The organism is Acinetobacter legionensis (assembly GCF_048551735.1).
Lineage (GTDB): Bacteria > Pseudomonadota > Gammaproteobacteria > Pseudomonadales > Moraxellaceae > Acinetobacter.
Genome location: NZ_JBIMBV010000016.1, coordinates 89,064 through 112,896, shown reverse-complemented (window position 1 = coordinate 112,896; position 23,833 = coordinate 89,064). Strand labels below are relative to the sequence as shown.

Annotated in this window: 24 protein-coding genes; 9 read left to right on the top strand and 15 right to left on the bottom strand. The window is 38.9% G+C overall.

The features are described from left to right. Positions 1-82: 82 nt before the first annotated feature. Both ACG9ZL_RS15120 and ACG9ZL_RS15115 read left to right on the top strand, forming a co-directional pair. Complete coding sequence (locus ACG9ZL_RS15120; RefSeq protein WP_419360605.1) at positions 83-418, top strand: GGDEF domain-containing protein; 336 nt, start codon at positions 83-85, stop codon at positions 416-418. 255 nt (positions 419-673) lie between these two features. Then, positions 674-1,789, top strand: coding sequence for a GGDEF domain-containing protein (locus ACG9ZL_RS15115; protein ID WP_419326937.1), 1,116 nt, complete (start codon positions 674-676; stop codon positions 1,787-1,789). 15 nt (positions 1,790-1,804) lie between these two features. Here the strand turns inward: ACG9ZL_RS15115 and ACG9ZL_RS15110 are convergent, their stop codons facing one another. From ACG9ZL_RS15110 to ACG9ZL_RS15095, 4 genes are all read right to left on the bottom strand, one after another. Further along, a complete protein-coding gene (locus tag ACG9ZL_RS15110) occupies positions 1,805-2,485 on the bottom strand; it encodes a glutathione S-transferase family protein (protein WP_419326936.1) in 681 nt (226 codons plus the stop codon). A gap of 145 nt (positions 2,486-2,630) precedes the next feature. Then, positions 2,631-3,398: a transporter gene (locus ACG9ZL_RS15105; protein WP_336952491.1), complete on the bottom strand. Its 768-nt coding sequence runs from the start codon at positions 3,396-3,398 to the stop codon at positions 2,631-2,633. A gap of 15 nt (positions 3,399-3,413) precedes the next feature. Further along, positions 3,414-3,956 carry an ankyrin repeat domain-containing protein gene (locus ACG9ZL_RS15100; RefSeq protein WP_419326935.1) on the bottom strand — a complete coding sequence of 181 codons (543 nt, stop codon included), beginning with the start codon at positions 3,954-3,956 and terminating at the stop codon, positions 3,414-3,416. A gap of 195 nt (positions 3,957-4,151) precedes the next feature. Continuing rightward, the gene (locus ACG9ZL_RS15095) at positions 4,152-4,505 is read right to left on the bottom strand and encodes an HPF/RaiA family ribosome-associated protein (RefSeq protein WP_004718651.1); all 354 of its coding nucleotides are present in this window, start codon (positions 4,503-4,505) and stop codon (positions 4,152-4,154) included. A gap of 503 nt (positions 4,506-5,008) precedes the next feature. Between ACG9ZL_RS15095 and ACG9ZL_RS15090 the strand changes: the two genes are divergently transcribed. From ACG9ZL_RS15090 to ACG9ZL_RS15080, 3 genes are all read left to right on the top strand, one after another. Next, a complete protein-coding gene (locus ACG9ZL_RS15090) occupies positions 5,009-5,731 on the top strand; it encodes an outer membrane protein OmpK (RefSeq protein WP_004718652.1) in 723 nt (240 codons plus the stop codon). Between the two features lie 113 nt (positions 5,732-5,844). Next, a complete protein-coding gene (locus tag ACG9ZL_RS15085; RefSeq protein ID WP_419326934.1) occupies positions 5,845-6,348 on the top strand; it encodes a GNAT family N-acetyltransferase in 504 nt (167 codons plus the stop codon). 105 nt (positions 6,349-6,453) lie between these two features. Continuing rightward, complete coding sequence (locus ACG9ZL_RS15080) at positions 6,454-7,194, top strand: hypothetical protein (RefSeq protein ID WP_419326933.1); 741 nt, start codon at positions 6,454-6,456, stop codon at positions 7,192-7,194. 62 nt (positions 7,195-7,256) lie between these two features. Here ACG9ZL_RS15080 and urtE read toward each other — a convergent pair whose 3' ends face one another. The 7 genes from urtE to ACG9ZL_RS15045 form a co-directional block, all read right to left on the bottom strand. Beyond that, entirely contained in the window at positions 7,257-7,955 is a 699-nt protein-coding gene (gene urtE / locus ACG9ZL_RS15075) for an urea ABC transporter ATP-binding subunit UrtE (RefSeq protein WP_056517139.1), read from the bottom strand. Positions 7,956-7,965: 10 nt separating this feature from the next. Continuing rightward, a complete protein-coding gene (gene urtD / locus ACG9ZL_RS15070; RefSeq protein WP_004718659.1) occupies positions 7,966-8,802 on the bottom strand; it encodes an urea ABC transporter ATP-binding protein UrtD in 837 nt (278 codons plus the stop codon). Beyond that, positions 8,802-9,872: an urea ABC transporter permease subunit UrtC gene (gene urtC / locus ACG9ZL_RS15065; RefSeq protein ID WP_004718664.1), complete on the bottom strand. Its 1,071-nt coding sequence runs from the start codon at positions 9,870-9,872 to the stop codon at positions 8,802-8,804. Before urtC ends, urtD begins: the two co-directional genes overlap by 1 nt. A gap of 4 nt (positions 9,873-9,876) precedes the next feature. Continuing rightward, a complete protein-coding gene (gene urtB / locus ACG9ZL_RS15060; RefSeq protein WP_336952497.1) occupies positions 9,877-11,517 on the bottom strand; it encodes an urea ABC transporter permease subunit UrtB in 1,641 nt (546 codons plus the stop codon). A 101-nt stretch (positions 11,518-11,618) separates the two neighbouring features. Next, a complete protein-coding gene (urtA, locus tag ACG9ZL_RS15055) occupies positions 11,619-12,908 on the bottom strand; it encodes an urea ABC transporter substrate-binding protein (protein WP_419360607.1) in 1,290 nt (429 codons plus the stop codon). A 574-nt stretch (positions 12,909-13,482) separates the two neighbouring features. Further along, positions 13,483-15,363: a DNA topoisomerase IV subunit B gene (gene parE, locus ACG9ZL_RS15050; RefSeq protein WP_004718669.1), complete on the bottom strand. Its 1,881-nt coding sequence runs from the start codon at positions 15,361-15,363 to the stop codon at positions 13,483-13,485. 16 nt (positions 15,364-15,379) lie between these two features. Continuing rightward, the gene (locus tag ACG9ZL_RS15045; RefSeq protein ID WP_336952498.1) at positions 15,380-15,964 is read right to left on the bottom strand and encodes a YqiA/YcfP family alpha/beta fold hydrolase; all 585 of its coding nucleotides are present in this window, start codon (positions 15,962-15,964) and stop codon (positions 15,380-15,382) included. Between the two features lie 243 nt (positions 15,965-16,207). On the opposite strand from ACG9ZL_RS15045, the gene ACG9ZL_RS15040 reads away from it, so the two are divergent. After that, positions 16,208-17,539 carry a PGAP1-like alpha/beta domain-containing protein gene (locus ACG9ZL_RS15040; protein ID WP_419360603.1) on the top strand — a complete coding sequence of 444 codons (1,332 nt, stop codon included), beginning with the start codon at positions 16,208-16,210 and terminating at the stop codon, positions 17,537-17,539. A 36-nt stretch (positions 17,540-17,575) separates the two neighbouring features. On the opposite strand, the gene ACG9ZL_RS15035 is transcribed toward ACG9ZL_RS15040, so the two are convergent. The 3 genes from ACG9ZL_RS15035 to gshA all read right to left on the bottom strand — a co-directional run bounded on the left by ACG9ZL_RS15035 (position 17,576) and on the right by gshA (position 20,265). Then, positions 17,576-18,043: a hypothetical protein gene (locus ACG9ZL_RS15035; protein WP_419326930.1), complete on the bottom strand. Its 468-nt coding sequence runs from the start codon at positions 18,041-18,043 to the stop codon at positions 17,576-17,578. A 121-nt stretch (positions 18,044-18,164) separates the two neighbouring features. Further along, positions 18,165-18,659, bottom strand: a complete 495-nt coding sequence (locus ACG9ZL_RS15030; RefSeq protein WP_336952501.1) for a disulfide bond formation protein B — start codon at positions 18,657-18,659, stop codon at positions 18,165-18,167. A gap of 28 nt (positions 18,660-18,687) precedes the next feature. Then, positions 18,688-20,265 carry a glutamate--cysteine ligase gene (gshA, locus tag ACG9ZL_RS15025; RefSeq protein ID WP_336952502.1) on the bottom strand — a complete coding sequence of 526 codons (1,578 nt, stop codon included), beginning with the start codon at positions 20,263-20,265 and terminating at the stop codon, positions 18,688-18,690. Between the two features lie 210 nt (positions 20,266-20,475). On the opposite strand from gshA, the gene ACG9ZL_RS15020 reads away from it, so the two are divergent. Continuing rightward, complete coding sequence (locus ACG9ZL_RS15020) at positions 20,476-21,015, top strand: DUF924 family protein (protein ID WP_336952503.1); 540 nt, start codon at positions 20,476-20,478, stop codon at positions 21,013-21,015. A 100-nt stretch (positions 21,016-21,115) separates the two neighbouring features. Here ACG9ZL_RS15020 and ACG9ZL_RS15015 read toward each other — a convergent pair whose 3' ends face one another. Further along, positions 21,116-21,643: a dihydrofolate reductase family protein gene (locus ACG9ZL_RS15015; protein WP_336952504.1), complete on the bottom strand. Its 528-nt coding sequence runs from the start codon at positions 21,641-21,643 to the stop codon at positions 21,116-21,118. A 222-nt stretch (positions 21,644-21,865) separates the two neighbouring features. Between ACG9ZL_RS15015 and ACG9ZL_RS15010 the strand changes: the two genes are divergently transcribed. Then, positions 21,866-22,432: a CC0125/CC1285 family lipoprotein gene (locus ACG9ZL_RS15010; RefSeq protein ID WP_336952505.1), complete on the top strand. Its 567-nt coding sequence runs from the start codon at positions 21,866-21,868 to the stop codon at positions 22,430-22,432. A gap of 28 nt (positions 22,433-22,460) precedes the next feature. Next, complete coding sequence (locus ACG9ZL_RS15005; RefSeq protein WP_419360601.1) at positions 22,461-23,780, top strand: DUF445 domain-containing protein; 1,320 nt, start codon at positions 22,461-22,463, stop codon at positions 23,778-23,780. The last annotated feature ends 53 nt before the right edge of the window (positions 23,781-23,833 follow it).

The window sequence follows — 23,833 nt, the reverse complement described above, 5'->3', positions numbered from 1 at the left end:
AAAGCGTTAGATTGGCTTACACCATTAGAGAAATTTGCTCAGCTTGTTGATTATCATAAGACTTTTCAAACTGTCGCACCTCATGTTTGAATTCGCCGCAGCAATTGCCCAAGAGTTATTACAAAACATCCGTGAGACAGACCTTGTTGGTCGTTATAGTGAATCCGAATTTATTTTAATTCTCAGTGATGTGAATCAAGATCAAGCACACCATATCGCAGATCGGCTATCTCTTTTAATTAATAATTATGATTTAAAGATCAATAGCAAAATCATTTCACTTCAAACAAGTTATGGCGTATCAGTTTCTAAACAAGATACAATGAGTAATACGGTATTACAACAAGCAGATCAAGCATTATATATTGCGAAAATAAATAGTAAGCCTGGTTATGCTGACACAGGACTCTTATCTTAAAACACCTAAATAATTAAAAATTATTTACAGCATTATTTACTTCAAGTTCATAATAAACTACCAGATTATTAACAAATAAATGATAACAATTCTTTGTTTTAATAAATTTTAACCCCTATAATTTAAAAAATTATTAATCAGCACTTAATGACTAGTCACTTAAAAATCATGGAATAATTATGAATGGAGGAATCGAATATAAGACTTAATCTTTACTGGCAAAAGCTGAAACAACAATTAGATTCAAATATCATTATGAATTGGAGCAGTTTACATAAATGTATCTTGATTCTGTTCCTGACCGTTGCCCTTCATTTATCTTGGATTGCTTGGAAAATTTTTATTTTGCTGAATCCAGAAACATGGCAATGGGTCAATATCTCTTTGATTCGTTCACAACTTGTTGTCAATGCAGGTTCAACCCTACTGCTTATTTCCCTTATCGCATTTTGTTATTTCTTTCAAAATAAAAAATGGGCAAATACTATCTTGCCCCATGTTGTCATCAGTATTTTTATCATTTTAATGCTTGCAGATGGTTTTTTGGTGGGTATCTATAGTCCAGCCACTGTTTTTGCATTCGTTTGCATCTCTGGTGTGGGTTTAATTTTATTCAATAGAAAAATTATATATCTTCAAATTACAACTGCCCTGTTGTTCTATATTTCAATGATGTTCAGTACATATTGGCGCATAATTCCTTATGCACCAATTTTTAATGAACATATGTTGGAAAATAAACGACATGATAATTCGTTCTGGGTGGGGACTATGCTGTACTTTATTATTCCTATTTTAATTGTATGTTTGATTTTATGTGAAATTTTACTGTCTCAGTGGCGACATAGAGAGTCATTAATCAAGAAACTCAGTGAAACAGATCCACTGACCAATTTATATAATCGTCGTTTTTTTAATGAAAAGCTTAATGAAATCCAAAATAAGCAAACTCATTATGCCATTATCTTGATTGATATTGATCATTTTAAAGAAATCAATGACTTATATGGGCATCATTTTGGTGATGAAGCATTGTGTAAAGTTGCCAAATTATTATCTTCTCACATTCGTCATTCTGATATTGTGGCACGTTATGGTGGTGAAGAATTTATTATCGCCTTACCTGAAACATCATTAAGCATTGCACAAGCACTTGCTGAACGTTGTCGAGTAGCGATTCAAAATCAAGTACTTGAATCCCTTGATCATCATTATGTACAACTTACTGCCAGCTTTGGTATTGCTACCTCGATTGACGATGAAAATATCAGTAAAATTATTCATCTCGCAGACAAAGCGCTATATCGAGCAAAACAGTCTGGTCGCAATCAAGTCCAGTTCTATCATGATCAAATCAATGAAATTGCTTAATTGGTATTTAATACATTAAACTTGGCTACGATATTGCTCTTCACAAGCAACAAACCGGAATTCTGCATGCGCTTCTGCTATCCATTGTTGTACTGCAGGAACGGCTAATATTTTGTCAATATAACGCTGGCTGTTTGCTGATACTGCAATGCCATAACCCATAAACCGCATCACAACTGGCGCATAAAAAGCATCGACAATAGTAAACTCATCAGCACATAAAAAACTGTCAGGGTGTGGTCGCTCCGACCATAATTGTTCAATCCGTTTTACATCTTGCTGTAGTTTTAAATTTTCCTGCCAAAGCTGTACACCAATATGCTTTAAATCAGCATCTAAATTCATATCACAACAACTACGCAAAGCCATAAAACTACTGTGCATTTCAGCGGACATCGATCTTGCGCGTGCACGTTGTTTTACATCTTGAGGCCACAATTGTTTTTCAGGAAACTTTTCTGCTAAATATTCACAAATCGCCAAAGAATCCCAAACTAAAAAGCCATCGTCTACTAAAGCTGGGACTTTGCCAGTTGGGTTTATTTTTAAAATACTTTGTTTAAATTGGCTGTCGAGGTCAAAGTGATCAAAAGGAATCAAGTGCTCTGTAAATGGGATGTTGAAATGCTGAATCACTAACCAAGTACGCATTGACCATGTCGAATAATTTTTATCACCAATAAACAATTCTAACATTTTAATACTCCTGTGTTTATTGCTTATTTTGAACTCAGCATACAGAAGATAAAGCCTTTCTAAAAGCATTTAGAAAAATGTGCGGTTTTAAAACAAGTCAAGGAGTAGATTTACTACTCCTTGACAATGTGCCAGACTGAATTGATTAGAATAAGAATGCCACACCTAAACCAGCTTTATAACTACGGTCTCGTCCTTCCAAATCTACACCCACACTTCCATCAAGTTGAGTACGCTCATTGACCGCATAGATTAAACCAGAACCTAGACCATACTTATAGTCTTGGCTTTCTGTTTTTGAATAAACAAACTCAGAGAATCCTGAAAGATTTCCTGCAATTTTATAACCGACAGTAGGTACAGCAGTCACTGACCAATGCCCATCTTGCACAGCGTAGTTCATGGTGATCCCAGTATTGACCAAATCGTTATACTGATAATCTAATGATGTTCCGATGCTATAAATATCATCTTCTTCACTAAAACCATCATTACCCGTTGCGATCAAGGCTTGAGCCAAAATCGCCATTGATAATTTATCATCTTTTAAATCGATGGCTTTTTTAATCCCAATAGAAACATCACCTAAACCAGAGTCATCCTCTTTAATACCTTTATATTTGGTTTGCATCCAAGCTGGGCCTTGCCATCCTAACTGTAATTCCATACTCGAGGTTAAACCTGTACGAAAAAGCATATCGCCATTGAGGGTTACAGTTTTTGCTTTTGCGCCATCTACTTTAGTTTCCGTGTAGGTCACACTTGGTAGCCCTTGCTCCCAAGCCAATTGTCCCACAGGCGTGATCCCTGTTCCAAAACCAGTTCCAGGACGATCAAAAGAAAATTCTGCTGCCATTGCGCTTATACTTAGACTCGAAGCAAGGGCTAATGTGATTCTATTTAAAATTGCCATATCAAGACTCAAAATTTACGATAATTCTTTGGACATTTTCGCACCGCGACTACGTAGTAACTCTAAAGATTCTTTCTCTTCAGGTAAAGCCTGAGACCAATCTATTTGATCAAATTCACAATCAAAGAACAAATCACTGATCGAAGATAAAATGGTCTTCCCTTCTTCATCTTTGGTGTTCGGGTCAACCTTATGATCTAAAAGCTTATGAATTGCAGGTACACAGGCTGCGCTTGCTGCATCCCAGAGTGGACCATAGCATTCTTCAGCGTCCCACAAATAAAAGTTTGCTTTGGCACTAATTAAAGCATCCAAAATATCTAAATGTGGTTGTAAATCTTGTGCTTTTTGTTCTGCCGTTAAAGGATGACCTGCTTCATAGGCATCACAAATTTTTTCCCACCATTTAAACAATCCATCTGACCAAATCGAAACAGCTGGCCCTTTTTCAGGTTCCATAAAGTTAGGATCAAATCCATCTGCAAGCAAACGTTTGACTTGAGCAAGGTCTAAATCTTCTAAAGCCTGTATAAAGACTTGTTGTTGTGCTGATAACATGTTGATCTCACTATTCTATTCCTATACAACATTATGACGAATATTTTTAAAATAGCTTTGAAAAATTTTAATCGTATCGCTTTTATTTTATAAATGGCATTTATTGTTCATTTATGACAAAGAAGATAATCAAGGACTGTTTTAAAACCATAAAATTGAAGACCATAAAAAAGCCCCGAAGGGCTTTTTATCAGATCATGCTTCATCTGCATCAGCAAGTTCTAGTTTTCCACCACGTGGATTTTCAATTTTTTCTAATACGTGCTCTAGGCTACGCTTTACCCGATCTATCGCACCGTGTAATGAAAGATCAATGTTTTTCGCTCGATGTTTTACCACGACTGGCTTCAAACCTGCTGCTTTGACTTCAATCATACACTGGATATCATCCGCCCCACCTTTGTCACCGTTCTCATCACTGATATGAACTGAAAACTGGGTAATACGTTCGCTATGACGTTGGAATTCTTGATTTAGCTCATCGCGTACGTAAGTAATTAAACGATCACTATTTCTAATATTTTTATCTGTACGGATTTCTATATTCATAAAAAACATCCTCTTTCTAATCAAAAAACGAGTGCAAAACTTATATTTTCGGCACACTTTGCGCCTGCTGTATAAGACAGCTTTTCACCTACAATAAATTGGAACCGTAACTCCTCTATTGCAAAGATGAACACTTTTAACGATCTGCAGATAGGTGTTCTTATACATTCAATATCAGGCCATATTGGAAAATATGCAAGTAGATTTTTAACTTTTTTATGAAAAGAATATGAAAAATGACATCTTGTTACGTTACTTTATAATTAAATGATTTAATTGATTTTTTAATGACTAATTCTGACTAAAAACATCAACTATGTTTAATTCTTAAACTTTTAATGGATATAAATTTTAAATCTTTGCTTTAAATATGCGACTCACGTTTTAAAACATTTCACCTCTTGATGTTTACATATTTATTTTCATTCCATCTAATTTTCGCTTTATTTTTATTTAAGAATCTGTATTCTTGAAGCGCTTTTCTTGGGGGAAAGGAAGAATTCATGAAACTTACACAAATTGCGGCTATCTGCGCAATCGCTTCAACTGCAACTTTGGCTCAAGCTGCGCCTGTTTGGCAAGATTTTAGTATTACTGGTCTTTATGGTGAAAACTATGAACTAACACCAGATGAGAAACAATCTACTATCACTTTTGAGTATGCTGCCAAACTTAAATACGGTGATTTCTTTGCCTTTGCTGACCGTACCAACAGTGATGGTCAGTCGGATACTTATTTTGAGGTTTCTCCACGTCTTAGCTTAGGTGCTGTTTCTGGGAAAAAACTTGAATTAGGCCCAATTAAAGACGTATTAATTGCAACCACTTGGGAAGGTGGTAAAGACATGAACAACTACCTATACGGTGTTGGTGTTGATTTAGCCATTCCTTATTTTCAATATGCGCAATTAAATTTCTACCGTGCCAATAATGAAATCCAAGAAGATGACTATCAATTGACATTTACCTATGGAATTCCATTTAAAATTGCATCTGAAGAATTCCTTGTGGACGGTTTCCTTGATTGGTCAACTGCAGAAAAAGATCAAGTTGCACACTCAAGCGAGTTGAACTGGACGACACAATGGAAATGGAATGCGGGTAAACACATTTCTCCAGATACCCGTCTATATCTTGGTGTTGAACACTCTGTATGGCACAACAAATACGGTGTTCCAGGCAAAGACGAAAATAATGTCAGCGCTTTAATCAAGTATCATTTCTAAGACTGAGCTAAATCCATTGATCAGAAAGCAAAACTTCGGTTTTGCTTTTTTTATTGCCCTTAAAAATAAATCTTTTTAGAATACCCCTATCAATTTTCCATTGACCTGTATCCATGAATTTTCAGATCCGCCCTGCTCAAGCTTCTGACCTAACTGAGATTATGCGTATTTATAATCATGAAATTGCAACAGGTTTAGCAACATGGAACAGCCAATTAAAGACTTTCGCAGATTACCAGCAGTGGTTTCTAGAATTACAACAACAGCAATTTCCACTTTTTGTTGCTGAAGAAACAGCGACTCATGCCATTGCAGGCTATGCCGATTATGCAAGCTTTAGAGCAATCAACGGTTATCTATATACAGTTGAGCACTCTGTTTATATCGACCCAGAATTTACTCGACAAGGGCTCGGCAAACGCTTAATGCTGAAATTGATTGAACATGCTCAACAGCACAATATCCACGTTATGGTTGCTGCAATTGACCACGAAAATACTGGTTCGATTTATCTACACCAACAACTCGGATTTAAACAAACAGGTTATATGCCACGAGTCGGACAAAAATTTGGGCAGTGGCGTGATTTGGTGTTGATGCAATTAAATTTTGATTAAAATAGAGCAGTATTTATACAGCATCCGTCGTAAATTTTTTTGTCGTTTTTTCAAAATTTGTTGTATAACCATAAACAATATTGCTGAACTTCAGAGCGAATATCGATGAATAAAATTATAATCAGTCTATTGGCACCATTTGCATTGATACTTAATACAGCAAGCCATGCTGCTGACTACGATGAACAAAATATAAAACAGGGTTGTGCCAAACTCAGTCAATATCGTAAATTGGGACAAAAATTTTACGACCAGAAAAACTATAAAAAAGCGCTTGATCAGTTTCAAAGACAAGCATCTTGGAGTGCTTTTTGTCAGTCTGTGGGTGAAGAAGAAGCTGATATTCGGGTTTCAGATAATGACATCGACATTGCCAATAATAATGTGGGTTTAACGTATAGCAAACTCAATCAACCCTTATGGGCAAGAGCGTGGTTTCAAATTAAACCCACAAAAACCAGTCAATTTAATTTAAAAAAGTTAGTAACACCAAAACCAAACAATGACTTAACAGGAGAATATGCCAGTTATGCAGGTTTTGGCGAATGGAACAATATCACCATTAAAAAACGTGATCAGAAATATCTCATTCAGTTCACTGGTCTATGGATGGGTGCTCGAAGTCTCATCTATGGTCCAAATATTGGCGAATTTGAAACAGAAATGCCACTTCATGCCAAGAAAGCAAGCTATCGTTTTGAAAATTGTCAAATTGACATCAATTTCACTTATAACGCCTCTTTAGGCAATTTTATTAAAGTGAAAGAATTAAATGAACAAGCCGATTGTGGCTTTGGGATGAATGTTTCATCAACAGGCTATTATCAGAAAGTTGAGCCTCAATAATATAGGGTTTAACCACACCTCCCTTGACTCAGGGAGGTAAACAAAATGTTTTCACGATTCTGTTAAATTGCCACTAAATCACGAATCCCCTTTTCAGGCATTTCTTCACCGATGCCTTGTGCAACCACTTGACCACGTGCCATCACGGTATAGTTATCGGCCAGCTCCTCGGCAAAATCATAGAATTGCTCTACAAGTACAATCGCCATTTCGCCACCATCTGCCAATTTTCGAATCACTCGACCAATATCTTTAATAATCGAAGGCTGAATTCCTTCGGTCGGCTCATCTAAAATCAAAACTTTCGGCTCCGATGCTAAAGCACGTGCAATGGCTAATTGCTGTTGCTGCCCACCCGATAAATCACCGCCACGGCGATGTTTCATTTCGTCTAAGACAGGAAAAATTTCATATAAATGCTCAGGGACTTTACGGGTTTTTGCACCAGAAAATTTTGCCATGCCAATCAAAATATTTTCCTCTACTGTGAGTGTAGAAAAAATATCTCGCCCTTGAGGAACATAGGCCAAACCCGCGCGTACACGCTGTTCAGGGCTCATTTTAGCAATGTCTTTGCCATCCAATAAGATTTGCCCAGACTTAATCGGTAAAATTCCCATCAAACATTTTAATAAGGTGGTTTTACCCACACCATTGCGTCCTAAAACCACAGAACACTCACCAATCGGCGCAGTTAAAGTCACATCACGGAGAATGTGACTGCCCCCATAAAATTGATTGACGTCTTTTATTTCTAGCATATTGCTCCCCTTAACGTCCTAAATACTTTTCAATCACATCTTCATTGGCTTGTACTTCCGCCAAAGTTCCTTCGGCTAGAATGGCACCTTGTGCCAGAACCGTAACTTTCTCACTAATGGTGTCGATAAAGCTCATATCGTGCTCGACTACAACCAAGGTATGATTCTTTTTTAATTCCAAACATAACTCTGCTGTCCGTTCAGTTTCAGCATCGGTCATTCCCGCTACAGGCTCATCCAACAAGATCAGTTTAGGTCGTTGCATCAACAGCATGCCAATTTCAAGCCACTGCTTTTGTCCATGTGATAACAATCCCGCAGGCTTTTGAATAAACTCTTGTAAACGAATCTGTTGCAAAGATTCATCCAAAGCCAACTGTGCATCGGGACTTAACTTGCTAAAAAAACTTTTTTTCACAGTTTTGTCTTTTGGTGCAGCAAGGAGCAGATTTTCCATCACGGTAAAATTTTCAAATACAGTTGGTTTCTGAAACTTACGACCAATACCCGCTTCTGCAATTTGCTCTGTACTCATTTTGGCAAGATCATAGTTTTGACCAAAAAAGGCAGAACCTTCGGTAGGGCGTGTTTTACCGGTGATGACATCCATCAATGTGGTTTTTCCCGCACCATTTGGTCCAATAATGCAGCGCAACTCCCCTTCTTCAATGTAAAGAGACAAATCATTTAAAGCCCGGAAAGAATCAAACCATACACTGACTTTTTCTAAGTAAAGTGCAATACCATGGCTGAAATCAGCACCTTCAGCTTTAGGACGACCATAGCCCTCACCGATTTGACCACCATGTTGCGAATTTAAGCCCAAATCTGACAATAGCTCTGACATTAGTGATCCTCCTTTTTAAAGCGCTCAAGCAATCCAATCACCCCTTTAGGGAGGAAGATGGTTACAACGATAAATAATGCACCAAGGATCAATAACCATATTTCAGGATATGCAACGGTAAAATAGGTTTTAACTCCATTGATCAGACCTGCACCTAGAATTGGACCAATCAATGTGCCACGACCACCTGCTGCAACCCAAACCGCCATTTCAATCGAATTCACAGGATTCATTTCGCTTGGATTAATGATGCCTGCTTGTGGGACATACAATGCACCAGCAATTCCGGCAATCACCGCTGAAAGGACCCATGCCGACAGTTTGTACCACAGGGTACGATAGCCTAAATATTGCAACCGGTTTTCGCTATCACGGATTGCCCCCAACACTCGACCATAAGGCTTATTCATTAAACTACGTAAGCCGATAAAACTCAGTAACAACACTAAGGCAGTAAGGAAACACAATGTTGCTCGCATAGAAGCAGAGGTAATATCCATCCCAAGAATGGTTTTAAATCCAGTAAAGCCATTGTTCCCACCAAAACCTGTTTCATTGCGGAAAAACAACAGTGCTGCAGCAAAAGTCATAGCTTGGGTGATAATCGAAAAGTACACACCTTTAATTTTGGAACGGAAGGCAAAGAATCCAAAGATAAAGGCAATCACACCAGGTACCAAAATCACCAAAGCCAAAGCCCATAAGAAGTGCTGGGTTCCGACCCAATACCAAGGTAACTCAGTCCAACTGAGAAAACGCATAAAGTCAGGCAATTGCTCGCCTGCTGACTCTCGCATCAGGTACATACCAAAAGCATAACCACCCAAAGCAAAATATAATCCATGGCCTAAACTCAGGATGCCGGCATAGCCCCAGACCAGATCCAAAGCTAGTGCAACCAAGGCCAGACACATGATTTTGCCAATCAAAGTCACCCAATATGCTGAGAGGTGTAATGCTGAATCTTGTGGCAACACATGAAACCACGGCAGAATCAGCATCACAGCGAAACATACAGCTATGGCGATTGCACTATAGGGTTTATCTGAAAGTAATGATGTGATTTTCATAGGCTTACTCCACAAAACGACCTTTGATAGCGAATAAACCTTGTGGGCGTTTTTGAATAAACAGAATCACAAGAACCAAGAGAATAATTTTGGCGAGCACTGCGCCCATACCAATTTCGAGTATTGTTCCACTCACACCTAAACCTAATGCGGCAAGCACTGCGCCCCAAACTTGACCAACACCACCCACTACAACCACAAGGAAAGCATCAATAATATAGTTTTGCCCTAGGTCAGGTCCGACATTACCGACTTGTGCCAAGGCACAGCCTGCCAGCCCTGCAAGTCCTGAACCCAGTCCAAAGGCCATCATATCAATTCGTGCAGAACGAATACCTACAGCACGTGCCATCTGACGGTTTTGCGTGACTGCACGGACGAATAAACCGAATCGGGTTTTATTGAGTAGATAAACCAGTAAAAGTAATACAGTGATGGTGAAGACGATAATGGCAATACGGTTATAGGGCAGCATCAAACTAGGTGTAAGTGAAATTCCACCTGAAAGCCATGAAATATTTGATACTTCAACATTCTGTGCACCAAAGATCATCCGTACCAATTGCATCAAAATAAGGCTGACACCAAAGGTCGCCAACAAGGTTTCTAACTGACGGCCGTATAAGGGACGAATCACGGTTCGTTCTATCAGCATACCAATTAAAGCACTGACTAAAAATGCTGCTGGAATTGCTGCAATCAGGTACCAGTCGACATAAGCACCCAAATGGATTTTAAAGAAACTTTGCACCACATAAGTGGTATAAGCACCGATCATGATCAACTCGCCATGCGCCATATTGATCACCCCCAGTAAGCCATATGTAATCGCCAGTCCTAATGCTGCAAGCAAAAGAATACTTGCAGTACTTAAGCCTGAAAAAACATGTCCTGTCCATTCACTTGCTTGAATTCGGGTTTTAATACTACTTTGCGCACTGACCAATGCAGCCTTTAATTCTGGATTTAAGTGTGGCTGTGTTAGCGCTTGTTCGATGATCGCCAAAACATCAGGGCGACTAGAATCTTTTAGCGTTTTGACCGCTTGAATTTTGGTGAGTGTATCTGGACTATTAAAATCAATTCGTGCTTTTAACTGGGCTAAACGAGCCTTCACTTTATTATTTTTTTCATTGAGATAAAGTTGGTTGATAGCTTTGATATCCAACTCATCTAAATTGTTCTCCAAGATATCAATCGCAGCCAATCGCTGTGATGCATCTTGGGACTGTAACTTGATCTTCGCCTGACCAAAGTTCAAGGCTTTGTGCAAGGTGTTGACCAACGTCACTTGATTTAAATCACCTGGCCAATCAGTAATTGCCTGTTCATCTGGATAACTGAACAGCTTGTCTCCAGCTTTCATAATGTAGGTATTGCCTGAACTGTCGGTATAAAGCTCGTCGTTTTCGACATAAGCCACCAACTTATCAAGCTCGTCAATACTTGCCGGCCATTGATTCAACATCGCTCTTCGGTTTGAGAAATCTGCACGTACAAATTTTTGAATGGCATCATCATGACTTACCACTGCCTGAGCAGATGACGATTGCGCGCTATGCTCAGATTCAGCAAAAATCTGTTGAATAAGAAATAATTGAGAAATCGTAAAAAAAAGTGCTGCGAGTTTCAGTCTAAGTGACATGTGCAACTCCCCCTATTTTTGTTTAAATACAATGACCTTTAAAGTTTAGTCATCAGTTAAGCCCACTACGCATGTAGCAGGCTTTTGGGGTCGTAAAGTCTTTATTTAGGAATGTACGGGCTCCATGGTTCCGCTTTGATCGGTTGAGGGCTCTTGTAAACCACATCAAATTGCCCATCACCACGAATTTGACCGATCATTACAGGCTTATGTAAGTGATGATTAGTAGCATCCATACTTAAGGTATAGCCTGACGGTGCTTTAAAGCTTTGACCTGCCATTGCTTCACGGACTTTATCTACATCCGTTGTTCCCGCTTTTTCAACGGCTTGTTTCCACATATTGATACCCACGTAGGTGGCTTCCATTGGATCATTGGTCACCAATTTACTGGCATTGGGAAGCTTATATTCAACTGCGTATTGCTTCATCTTATTGACGAATTCGGTATTCACTGGATTCTTCACAGACATGAAGTAATTCCAAGATGCCAAATGCCCGACCAATGGTTTGGTGTCAATCCCGCGTAATTCTTCTTCACCGACTGAAAAGGCCATCACAGGAATATCCGAAGCTTTTATGCCTTGGTTACCTAATTCACGATAGAACGGTACGTTAGAATCGCCATTGATGGTGGAAATAACTGCGGTCTTTTTACCCGCAGCGAATTTCTTAATATTGCCGACAATGGTTTGATAATTACTGTGTCCAAACGGCGTGTATTCTTCCATGATGTCTGCATCGGCAACGCCTTTAGACTTTAAAAATGCACGTAAAATTTTGTTGGTGGTTCGTGGGTAGACGTAGTCGGTACCTAATAAGACAAAACGTTGTGCCTTACCTCCCTCTTCGCCCATTAAGTATTCAACAGCAGGAATCGCTTGTTGATTGGGTGCTGCACCTGTATAGAAAATATTCTTAGACTGTTCTTGACCTTCGTATTGCACCGGATAGAACAACAGACCATTGAGCTCCTCTACAACTGGTAACACTGATTTACGTGAAACTGAAGTCCAACAGCCAAAAATGACAGCGACTTTGTCCTGAGTAATCAATTGGCGGGCTTTTTCAGCAAATAATGGCCAGTCTGATGCAGGATCGACGACAACAGGCTCAAGCTTTTTCCCCATCACCCCACCTTTGGCATTAATTTCATTGATTGCCATAAGTGCCGTATCTTTAAGCGACGTTTCAGAGATAGCCATTGTTCCAGACAATGAATGCAAGATGCCCACTTTAATTGTGTCACCGCTTGTTGCAGTTGCCGATTTATTTCCTGTTGCGGGTTTCGCTTCCGTTTTATCTGCTGGTTTTGAGCAAGCTGTCAGCGCAATGCTCCCCATCATTGCCACAGCGAGAAGTGTTTTTGAAAACATTTTTTGTTGGAACATCATCTTTTTCTCTCCAAACCTTTTGGTGCATTTTTGAATACACGATTTTGCTTTTACCTGACAGGCTTAATTCAATTTTTATGCCAAGTGGAGAATTTGTGCTTTTATCATTGAATATATTTCCTGATAAAAAATAATAAAATCAAAATATTAGTCACTCTTATTTTTATATAAATCGGACGTGCATTGATAAGCATTAAATGCCTTTCAACGACTCAATAGTGCGAGTGTTGATCAGGTGAAAATGCGAGATTAAAAGTCATACTGGTCAAATTAAGTGCGATTTTTTTTATTTAAAATGAGCAATGAGGGTGCAAAAAATTGACCCAAAATTAAATTTTTAAGCTTTCTTAATGAATTTTGCTTTACAGCACCAAACGATTTTGACGGAATAATCCAATCCCTGAGATGGATGGAGCAGAGGTAAAAGAACAGGAGAAAAAATAGAAAGGCTATACAGAAATATTTTGTTTTACGAAGAATATAATTCTGTTTACATCAATGCGATATTTAAGAGGTATCAAAAAAATGATGCACTGAGGCATCATTTTTCAAATATGAATGAGTTCGATAATCAAACACTCAAATCAGCTAAGTTTCCTTTTTGCTCTAACCAGTCTTTACGATCACCTGACCTTTTTTTGGCAAGTAATTTATCCAGTAAACCTGTTGTATGATGCGTGTCGTCCAAATCCAATTGCACCAAACGGCGTGTATTCGGATCTAAGGTGGTTTCACGCAATTGACTGGCGTTCATTTCACCCAAACCTTTAAATCGAGTAATTTGCGGGTTTTTAGATTTAACTCTCTTTAAGATAGCTTCTAACTCTTCGTTATCAAGCGCGTAGTAAACATCTTTGGCATCATCGATACGGAACAATGGTGGCATTGCAACATAAAGGTGTCCAGCATCGACCATTGCAGGGAAATGCTTCACGAAGAGTGCACACAGCAAGGTCGCGATATGTAAACCATCTGAATCGGCATCGGCAAGGATACAAATTTTGCCATAACGTAATTCGGAAAGATCATCACTGCCCGGATCTACACCGATTGCAATCGCAATATTATGCACTTCTTGAGAGGCCAACACCTCGTCAGAAGACACTTCCCAAGTATTTAAAATTTTCCCACGAATCGGCATGATCGCTTGGAAGTTTTTATCGCGGGCTTGTTTTGCAGAACCACCGGCAGAGTCACCTTCGACGATAAACAATTCCGATTCTTCAAGGGTATGACCGACGCAATCTGATAGTTTTCCGGGCAAGGTAGGACCAGCAACAATCTTTTTACGTTCAACTTTTTTCGCTGCTTTTAAACGGCGACCCGCTTTCGCAATCACAATCTCAGCCAATTGCATGGCCACTTCAGAGTTCTGATTCAACCAAAGCGCAAAAGCATCTTTGGCAATATTTAAAACAATGTTGGATGCTTCTCGGCTTGAAAGACGTTCTTTGGTTTGTCCTGAGAATTGTGGCTCTTGGAATTTAAGCGACAGGATATAATTGACCCCGTCCCACACATCTTCAGCAGATAATTTCAGATTACGTGGCAACAAGTTACGTAACTCACAAAACTCACGCATCGCATCAGTAACACCTGAGCGTAACCCGTTTACATGGGTTCCCCCTTGTGCCGTTGGGATCAAATTCACATAACTTTCCTGAATTTGTTCACCACCCTCAGCATTCCAGCAAATTGCAAACTCAGCGCTGGCGCGTTCAGCTTCACCCGTTGCGACAAAGGCAGGATCTGGAATGATTTCACGATCTTGTAATTCATCCATCAAATAGTCGACGAGACCATTTTCAAACTGCCATTCAATTTTTTCGTCATTAATCTGATCAATATAATTAATTTGTAGACCAGCAGCCAATACAGCTTTGGCTTTGAGATTATGTTTTAACGCTTTTAAAGCAAATTTAGGTGAGTCAAAATATTTTGCTTCTGGCCAAAAATGTACTGTTGTCCCCGTAGCACGTTTTGGCGCTTTGCCTTCTAAAACCTCTAAAGGCGCAACAGGTTCACCATGTTCAAACGCCATTTTATAAAGATTGCCGTGGCGTTGAACTTCAACCTCAACACGATCAGACAAGGCATTGACCACTGAAATCCCTACACCATGCAAACCGCCCGAAAACTGATAGTTATCAGTGCTAAATTTACCGCCAGCATGTAATTTCGTTAGGATAATTTCAATCCCGCTTTGTCCATATTCAGGGTGAATATCGACGGGCATACCACGCCCATTGTCTTCGACCGACAACGAACCATCTTTATATACTGTAACAGTAATTTTATTGGCATGTCCTGCAAGTGCCTCATCGACAGCATTATCAATTACTTCTTGCGCCAAATGGTTTGGACGAGTGGTATCGGTATACATACCTGGACGGCGACGTACAGGATCTAGACCAGATAATACTTCAAGTGATTGGGCCGTATATTGAGACACGTTGAGTTTTTTCCTTTTATTTTACGGAGTATGATAAAAATTCCAGAATCATGGGTATTTTATCTGCAAAATCTTCCATCGCATGATTACCATGCATTTCTGTCATGATTAATGATGTGTGTGGAGCTGCACTATAATACCGTTCAGCGTCACGATAATCTAAAACTTCATCACCTTGTTGCAATAAGACCAGTATTTTGTCTGCATCTTGTACAAATGGCACGGCAATCGCTTCCAAGTAGTCAAGTTGTAAACGATCTAAAGTCCATTTTTCATTGATCTTATAGGGAATCTGTTCAATTCCAAATAAGTTACTGAACAATTGCCATGGTCGCATAGCTGGATTAATTAAAACAGCAGGCACACCATATTTTGCGACCAATTGTGTCGCATAAAATCCACCAAAGCTACTCCCCACCAGTACAACATCAGGCAATTTTTCAATGAGCGCTGAAATTTGATCTAAAACCAGTTGCGGATGTTGGTTTAAATCAGGCAAATGCACACTATGCGATGAATAGCATCGACAATAATCATCTAATTGTTGCCCTTTTATTGATAAAGGACTACTTTTAAAACCATGTAAATAAATAATATTCATTGAAAATAGTTTGCTTTTTTACCACCAATGTTTTAGTTTTTAATGTGATTTGAATCACATTATTGTTTTAATTTGTATATGTCGTGATATTGTCCGACAAAAAACTAAAACATAATCGCAATTATCGGTATTTTAAATAGCGTTCAGGATGAACAAGATAAGATGATTGCCTAGGGATTTATACATTGATCTACAGCAAAAATAAAGTCTTTGTTCCAGATCAATATGGATGAGGAAATAACAATGCCAAGCTTAACCCCTTTACACGAAACCTATTGTAAGTGGGATCGCTCGCCTCCAAGTCAGGCCGACGTATTAGAAGGTTTAGCGCAGTTAGTGAGTACGCCACTCAGTGGCATGGTTCAAGACTTCATCCAGTCGATTCAACGCGAAATGTTGCTGAGTATTTTTGGCTTAAGTAAACAAAAAGCCAAACGATTTCAGTCACGTCCAATTGTCGATAAATTCTATCAATTTGGTTATCACGCGTTGCAAAATTATGGTAGCCATCTGCTTGCTCCAGTTTTACGTAAAACCATTGAACGTTTTCCAAATTTGCATGATAAGCCTTTGACCTCCCATATGACTTTTTTAGTCAGTGCTTTAAATGGGGTATTGGGCGATTATTTGTTAGCGAGCCATAATCCTCTGGCACTCTCACCTGTACTCTATGATCATTATGGTGCATTACAGCAAGGTGATTTGGCTGGACGTGTAGTGATTTTCTCACATGGTTTATGTATGAATTATCAAGATTGGACCAACCGTAACAATGGCGGTATTGGTGAGAAACTATTGGCCCAGCGTGATCACAACACCATGTTGTATTTTCACTACAATACTGGGCGCAGAATTTCAGCCAATGGACGTTCATTAGCAAATCTTTTAGAAGACTTAGTGAAACGTAACCCTCGCATTACCAGTATTGATTTAATTGGGCACAGTATGGGTGGCTTGGTTTCTCGCAGTGCGCTGTTCTATGGCAAACAAAACATGCACCAGTGGTTCCACATGGTAGAGAATCTAGTTTGTATTGGTTCTCCGCATCATGGTGCGTTATTAGAACGTTTCGGATTTGCCATGCAAGAGAAAGTGGGTAATTTTCCTATTGTTAAAATGATCAGTCATATCGTCAATATCCGCAGTAATGGCATCCTAGACTTGCGCTATGGAAGTGTTCGAGATGATGACTGGGAGCATAACAATGCTCGTATTGGTTTGATGGATGACAACCGTAAACCCGCTCCGCTACCCTCTCATATCAATACCTTTTTAATTGCAGGTACCTTAGAATTTGAAAACCGCAAAAACCGCACCTTAAAAGTGATTGGCGACTATCTGGTCAGTGTTAAAAGTGCCTTGGGTGAACATCCGAACCCACGTTTCCAGTTAAAATTACCTGAATCGCATAAAGCTGTGTTTTATGGCTTAAACCATCTTGAGATTCAATATCATCCTTTGGTTTCGGAACAAATTGCCAAATGGTTTTATCCGCACCATGATGAGCTGGCGGAAGAACAAATTCGCAAATATTTGATTAAATTAGAAAGTATGCAAGGGATTGTTGAAACCTAATCGTAAAAAAGCAGATCTTCAATCCGCTTTTTTCTGCTATTTCACTTCAATTTGATAAGACTTGTTCTGATGAGGATCAATCATGTCACCATATTCATCAAAGTTTGATTTTTCTGCACATTGTGTATCGATCATTAAGCCTTGATTTTTTGCAATAAAGCCTTGTTTTAATTCACAAGTCCAAGCTTTATTATAATTCTTTTGGCTAAGTTTTTTACCTGTTAAATCAAATTGCGTCACCTCAATGAGCGACTGGGCAAGCGTTCTAGCAGGATGGCTCTGTGATACGGACAATACGTAGTATCTGCCACCATGCAACTGACAGTCTTCAATTCGACTTGAAAAATAATCTGGATCGACAATAAATTTTTTAAATGGCTGAGCACCCAATTTTATATAGGAAATGTCGGCTGGGATAGTGTCATCAAATTCAGATTTAAACTGACAAGACACATCTTTACTGATCACAGTGACTAGCTTTGCAGAGACTTGTGCCGTTGACAAGCAGACTAGTATGCTGATCCCAGCTAAATTTATTTTATGATTTATGATTTTTCTTGATTTATACATCAATGAAGTTTATTTGAAAAAAAGGCCAGTTTAGACTGGCTCTTGATGTTTTAAATTAGTACTTTCTAAACAACTGCCACAGACTGATCAATGCCAATACACTAAAAAACAATAATGACCAAACGGGTAAAGATTGTCCTAAAAAAGTCCAATCGACCATAGCACATTCGCCAGAACCCTTAAGGACATTTTCAAACACCGCTTTTAAAGGCAATGTATTTACCCAATAGTCTAGACCTGGCCCACAACTTGGAACCTGATCTTTAGGTAAGTTCTGTAGCCACACGTGGCGAGCGGCAACACCAACTGACCAAGAAATTGCAGCGAAACCCAAGAAGCTATAAATGCGTTTAAATACATTTGTTTTTGGGTTATGCAAAAAGGCAATCAGTGAAATTAGCCCTAGGCCAATCAATCCAATACGTTGAAATACGCATAATGGACATGGCTCAAGCCCTTGTACATGCTCTAAATAGAGCGCAAATGACATACCAATCACACTTGCCAAAAATAAAAGACCACTTACGAAGCGATAACTACGCCATTGCATGGAACTTCCTCATTATCTAATCAATGCTTTATCTAAATTTACTCAGATAATCCTCGAAACTTATACTTGTATTTTGTTCAAGTTGCTGTTGTTCTGCGAGAGATGTTCGAGTAAGCCCCTCAAAATACGCTAAAGTTTCTGGACTTAATACATGTTGTTCGTAACTTTGGATATGCTGATTGGCCATATAGCCACCAAAATTCCATGTGCCACCTTGCTCTACAGTATCGGCAATCACATGCGCAGATAGTGTTTCATCCACATCATCAATACGTGTTTGCATCACTATCATCGCTTGGCGATATAAATCCGTTGAATAGGATTGATTTAATAAATCTGCAAGGGGTTGCATGGCGGTGACATGCTGTTGAATCCACTCAAGTAATGGATATTCAACACCGGCATCAATGATTTTCGCATTTGGTGCACGACCACGATTGACCACTTCAGCTTGGTTTTGCTCAATAATATCTTGTTCTTCATCCCATAGATCAGGGCTTTCTTTCAGTAAACAATACAACGCAACCACTTCCAAGAAGCCTGCTGTATCTTCATCAATACCTATTGCACTGTATGGATTTACATCTACCGCGCGTAATTCGACATAGCCGATCCCACGATTTGACAAGGCCTGAGAAGGAGTTTCCCCTTCTTGTGGCACTTGTTTTGGACGTACTAAGCTATAGTATTCATTTTCAATTTGTAAGACGTGATCATTAATTTGAATCGGCTTACCATTGGCATCGTTTAAACCTAAATGACTAAACTGTGCATAAGGGGAATTAACCGCTTTTTGTAATTCAGCCACATAACTTTCTAAATTGTTGTAATGAATACCCAATTGTTTTTGTGCGGAATTTTGATAACCAAAACGCCCCATGCGCAATGCTGTTGCATAAGGTAGAAATAATGTGCCTTTAATTAAAGGCAACAATTGATGTTCACGCCCTGTCATAAAGCATTTACAGACTGAAGGGCTTGCACCTACTAAATACATCACTAGAGGAGTTAAACGAATAAAGTTACGGATTAACCCAAGATAACGATGACTGCGATAATCTTGCAGGCTTAATGCTTTAAGTGCTTCATTGCTTTCGTGTTGTTGTAATTGTTCAAATAACGCATCTGGAAAAGACACATTATAGTGCACACCCGAGATTGTCTGCATACGGCGACCATAACGAATGCCTAGGCCATGACGATATAAGGTTTTAAATTGACCAATATTAGATGTGCCATATTGCGCCAAACGAATATTTTCTTCTTTGTCATCCAACATACATGGCATGGACAAAGTCCACAACTTTTCACCATTTTCTAAATGACGATGCACAACAGCATGTACATCTGTTAAAAAGTTTAAGGCTTCAGGAATGCTTTCTTTGGGAGGGGTAATAAACTCCATCAAAGCTTCTGAATAATCTGTGGTGATATGCGGATGTGTTAGGGCTGAGCCTAAAGACTGAGGATGATCAGCCTGTGATAAAAAGCCATTACTTTGCATACGCAGGCTTTCACGTTCGATGCCACGTAACATGCCTCTGAATAAGGTAGAATCCACCCAATTTGGTACTAATGATTGGGAAATCGTTTCGGGTTGACTCATACTTACTCGCTTATCTTAAAGAATTTTTTAAAATAAAATGTTTTGATGCCCGCAGTATAACGTTATTTATCGATATACACGTATAAGCATCGTTGTTTTAAATCAATTATTCATTTTATTTCGGAAAAGTTTTTAACACAAACTACCTCTACAAGACATTTAAAATTTGTGATTTTATAGAAAAATCATCACTAAAGAATTGTAACTACTATGAATTATCAAGAAATTATCGATTTTTGGTTTAGTGAAGAAACTCAGCCATTTTGGTTCGCAAAAAGTGACGCATTCGATCAAACTTTGCACCAGCGATTTGCACATACCTTGGATCAAGCCAAACATTGTGAACTATGGACTTGGCGCGCCACAGCAGAAGGTCGCTTGGCTGAAATTATTGTTTTGGATCAATTCTCGCGTAATTTGTATAGAGATCATGCTGAATCTTTTGCACAAGATGCCTTGGCACTTGCGTTATCACAAGAAGCCATTCAGCTAAATTTAGATCAGCAATTAAGCCCTGAACAGCGTTCATTCCTGTATATGCCATTTATGCACAGTGAATCAAAAATTATCCATATCCAAGCTTTACAACTTTTTGAAGAGTTGGGCAATCCACTCAATCTAGATTTTGAGAAAAAGCATAAAGTGATTATTGATCGTTTTGGGCGTTATCCTCACCGTAATCAAATTTTAGGGCGAAGCTCAACGGTAGAAGAAATTGAATTTTTAAAACAACCAAATAGTCATTTTTAATCCTATTCATTTTCATCTAAACAGCTTATGCAGAAATATTTTGCATAATCTGTTTTAGTACCTTATCTAAATCATAATGACCCACAACAATCATCAACTTTTAGAAAACATAGCTGTGTTTAATAATGGTATTTTCAATCATTTCAGCATGTATGGACTTTAACTGCTGTTCACGCGAGTCAAAACTTGGAAAGAGCGGTATGCCCTTTCCAAGTAGAACAGGCATGATAAAAACTTCTAAGGTATTGAGTAGCTTCTGTTCAATAAAGGTATTCTGCAATTGTGTTCCACCGACAATCCAGACATTACCGTTATAATTCTGTTTAAGGTGCTCAACAAGTTCATCCACACCTAAGTTCCACCGCGAAAGCGAGGCATGAGTTAAAGCTAAATCAGGATTAGAAGTGACGATAAATCCTTTCTGGTCTGGATAAGGCCACGCCTCACCAAAAGAACAAATCACTTCATAGGTTTTACGCCCCATAATCACAATATCGATATCTTGGATAAAATCATCATATCCACAATCAATACTTTGAAATGGCGCTAAAAAATCTACAGAACCATCTAGTGTTGCAATATAGCCATCTGCGCTTGTTGCAATATAGCCTTTGATTTGAATACTCATTAATTTCTCTATAAACAAGGTCCATTTTTATTATGGATCAAATACGCATAATACTGGGCTTACTGTTTAAACTTTATGTGAACAACCATTTTCCCTGATCGATATCATCTTGAATTAACAAAATTCTTCTTGAAATTCATTGTCAGTCCATCAATTTAGAACAATATACAGAGGATTAAAAATTCATTAAATTCCATCCAGAAGAATGGAAAGGAGAGACACATGAACAAAGTACTCATTGGTCTGGTTATTGCGGTGGCACTCACCTTCACAGGTTGTGCAACGACCCCTAGCAAACCGCGTACCTTTGACCAGCTTGGACAATACACCACGGTACCTCTCAATGATCATAGCTATCGCATCAGTTTCCAAGGTAATAGCAATATGAGTTTTGGAACAGCTGAAGAAATTAATCTTGTCAAAGCTGCACAAACAACGCTTTTAAATGGATTTACTTACTTCAAGGTTTTAGATGACCCAAGCAATCGAACTCAGCAACCGCCTCGTAAAGCAGTAGTTTATCCGTCATCAAACTACTATCCATATGGCTGGGGCTATCGTCGTCATCCTGTGTTCTGGAATGACCCATTTTATGATATGCCACAAGTCGTGACCATTGACCCTGTTCAAATTTCCTATACGATAGAATGTTATAAAGATAAAAAATCATCGCCGAATGATGCATTTGACGCTCGTCTGATTTTGCAATCTTTAGGACAAAAATATGGTGTTAGTCCGACAGGACAAGTACTGCAACCACAGCCTGATGCGGTAACATCAACGAAATAAAAATGCAGAAATCTATTTAGGAAAATGAATGAGCGGAATTGAACAAAGTGAAGTTCTTAATGAAATTCCAAACTTAGATCGAAGCAAACGCTTTGCGACCATCGCCTTGGTGGTGGCTGTTGTCGCATGGTTTGCTTTGATCATTTCCGCCAAACTGATGCCTGAGTACGCTTGGTTTATTCATATTCTCATGCTGGGCGCTGAAGCTGGTGTGGTCGGTGGCTTAGCCGATTGGTATGCGATTACCGTATTGTTCCGTAATCCCTTTGGGAAAATTCCCATTCCTAAATTTCTAAAAGATCACACCGAAATCATTCCACGTAATAAAGCACGTATTGCGGAATCGATGGGTAAATTTGTCCAAGAGAATTTTCTATCTCCACAAATTGTTGAACGTAGTTTAAAAAGTATTGATCTTAGTTTTGCTGTCGGTCAATGGCTGGCCAATCCTAAAAATAACGGTCAAGTGGTGGACGTAATTCAGCAAACGGTTCCGAAAATTTTTGAATTTGTGGGGCAAGACCAAATTGGACGCTTTATTCAAAACAACAGTGTTCAATGGGTTCGAAATACTCGAATGAACCAATTGGCAAGTGAAATGTTGCGCGCAGTTTTAGAAAATGATTTTCATCAAGATGTATTACAACGTGGACTGGATATTGCCCATGAATGGATGATGACCCATCCTGAAAAAACCCGTGAAATCACTCAAACTATGTTTAAAGAGCTTGGTGTTTCCCGTCTTGCTAAAGGTGCCAGCTGGATTGGGATTGATGTTGAGCAACGGACCATTGATTCAGTGATTGAAAAAGTGGAATCCATGCTTGCTGATCACGAGCATCCTATTCGTCAAAAAATTGAAGAAGCTGCACATGAGCTTATGTTGCAATTGGCGGATAACAATAGTCATGCCAGCATAAGTTTAAATGAAACCAAGAATGCTCTTTTAGACAGCGAACCGGTACTCCACTTTATTACTGGTGCCGTGGTGATTTTATGTGATGCGGTTAAATCTGACTTGCTTAAAGCAGACTCGGGTATTGCCATGAATTTACGTATCGCCATTCAACAGCTTGGTGAAAACTTGATGCAAAATCAGTCTGTACGAGAATTATTGAATGATCGAATCAGCGGAATTGCCATCAATTTAAGTGACCAATATAGTGAGAAAGTGATTAAATTTATTAGTCAACGTATCCATGAATGGGACTCTACCGAAATGATCGCCAAGATTGAAAATGAGGTAGGTGGTGATTTACATATGATCCGTGTCAATGGTGTTGTAGTAGGCGCATTTATTGGTCTAAGTTTAGGTGTGATTCGTGCTGTGATTGATTTTGCGATTTAAGAATACAATAAAATGGATTCTATCTTAGGTATTTGGCTAATCGTGATGAATCA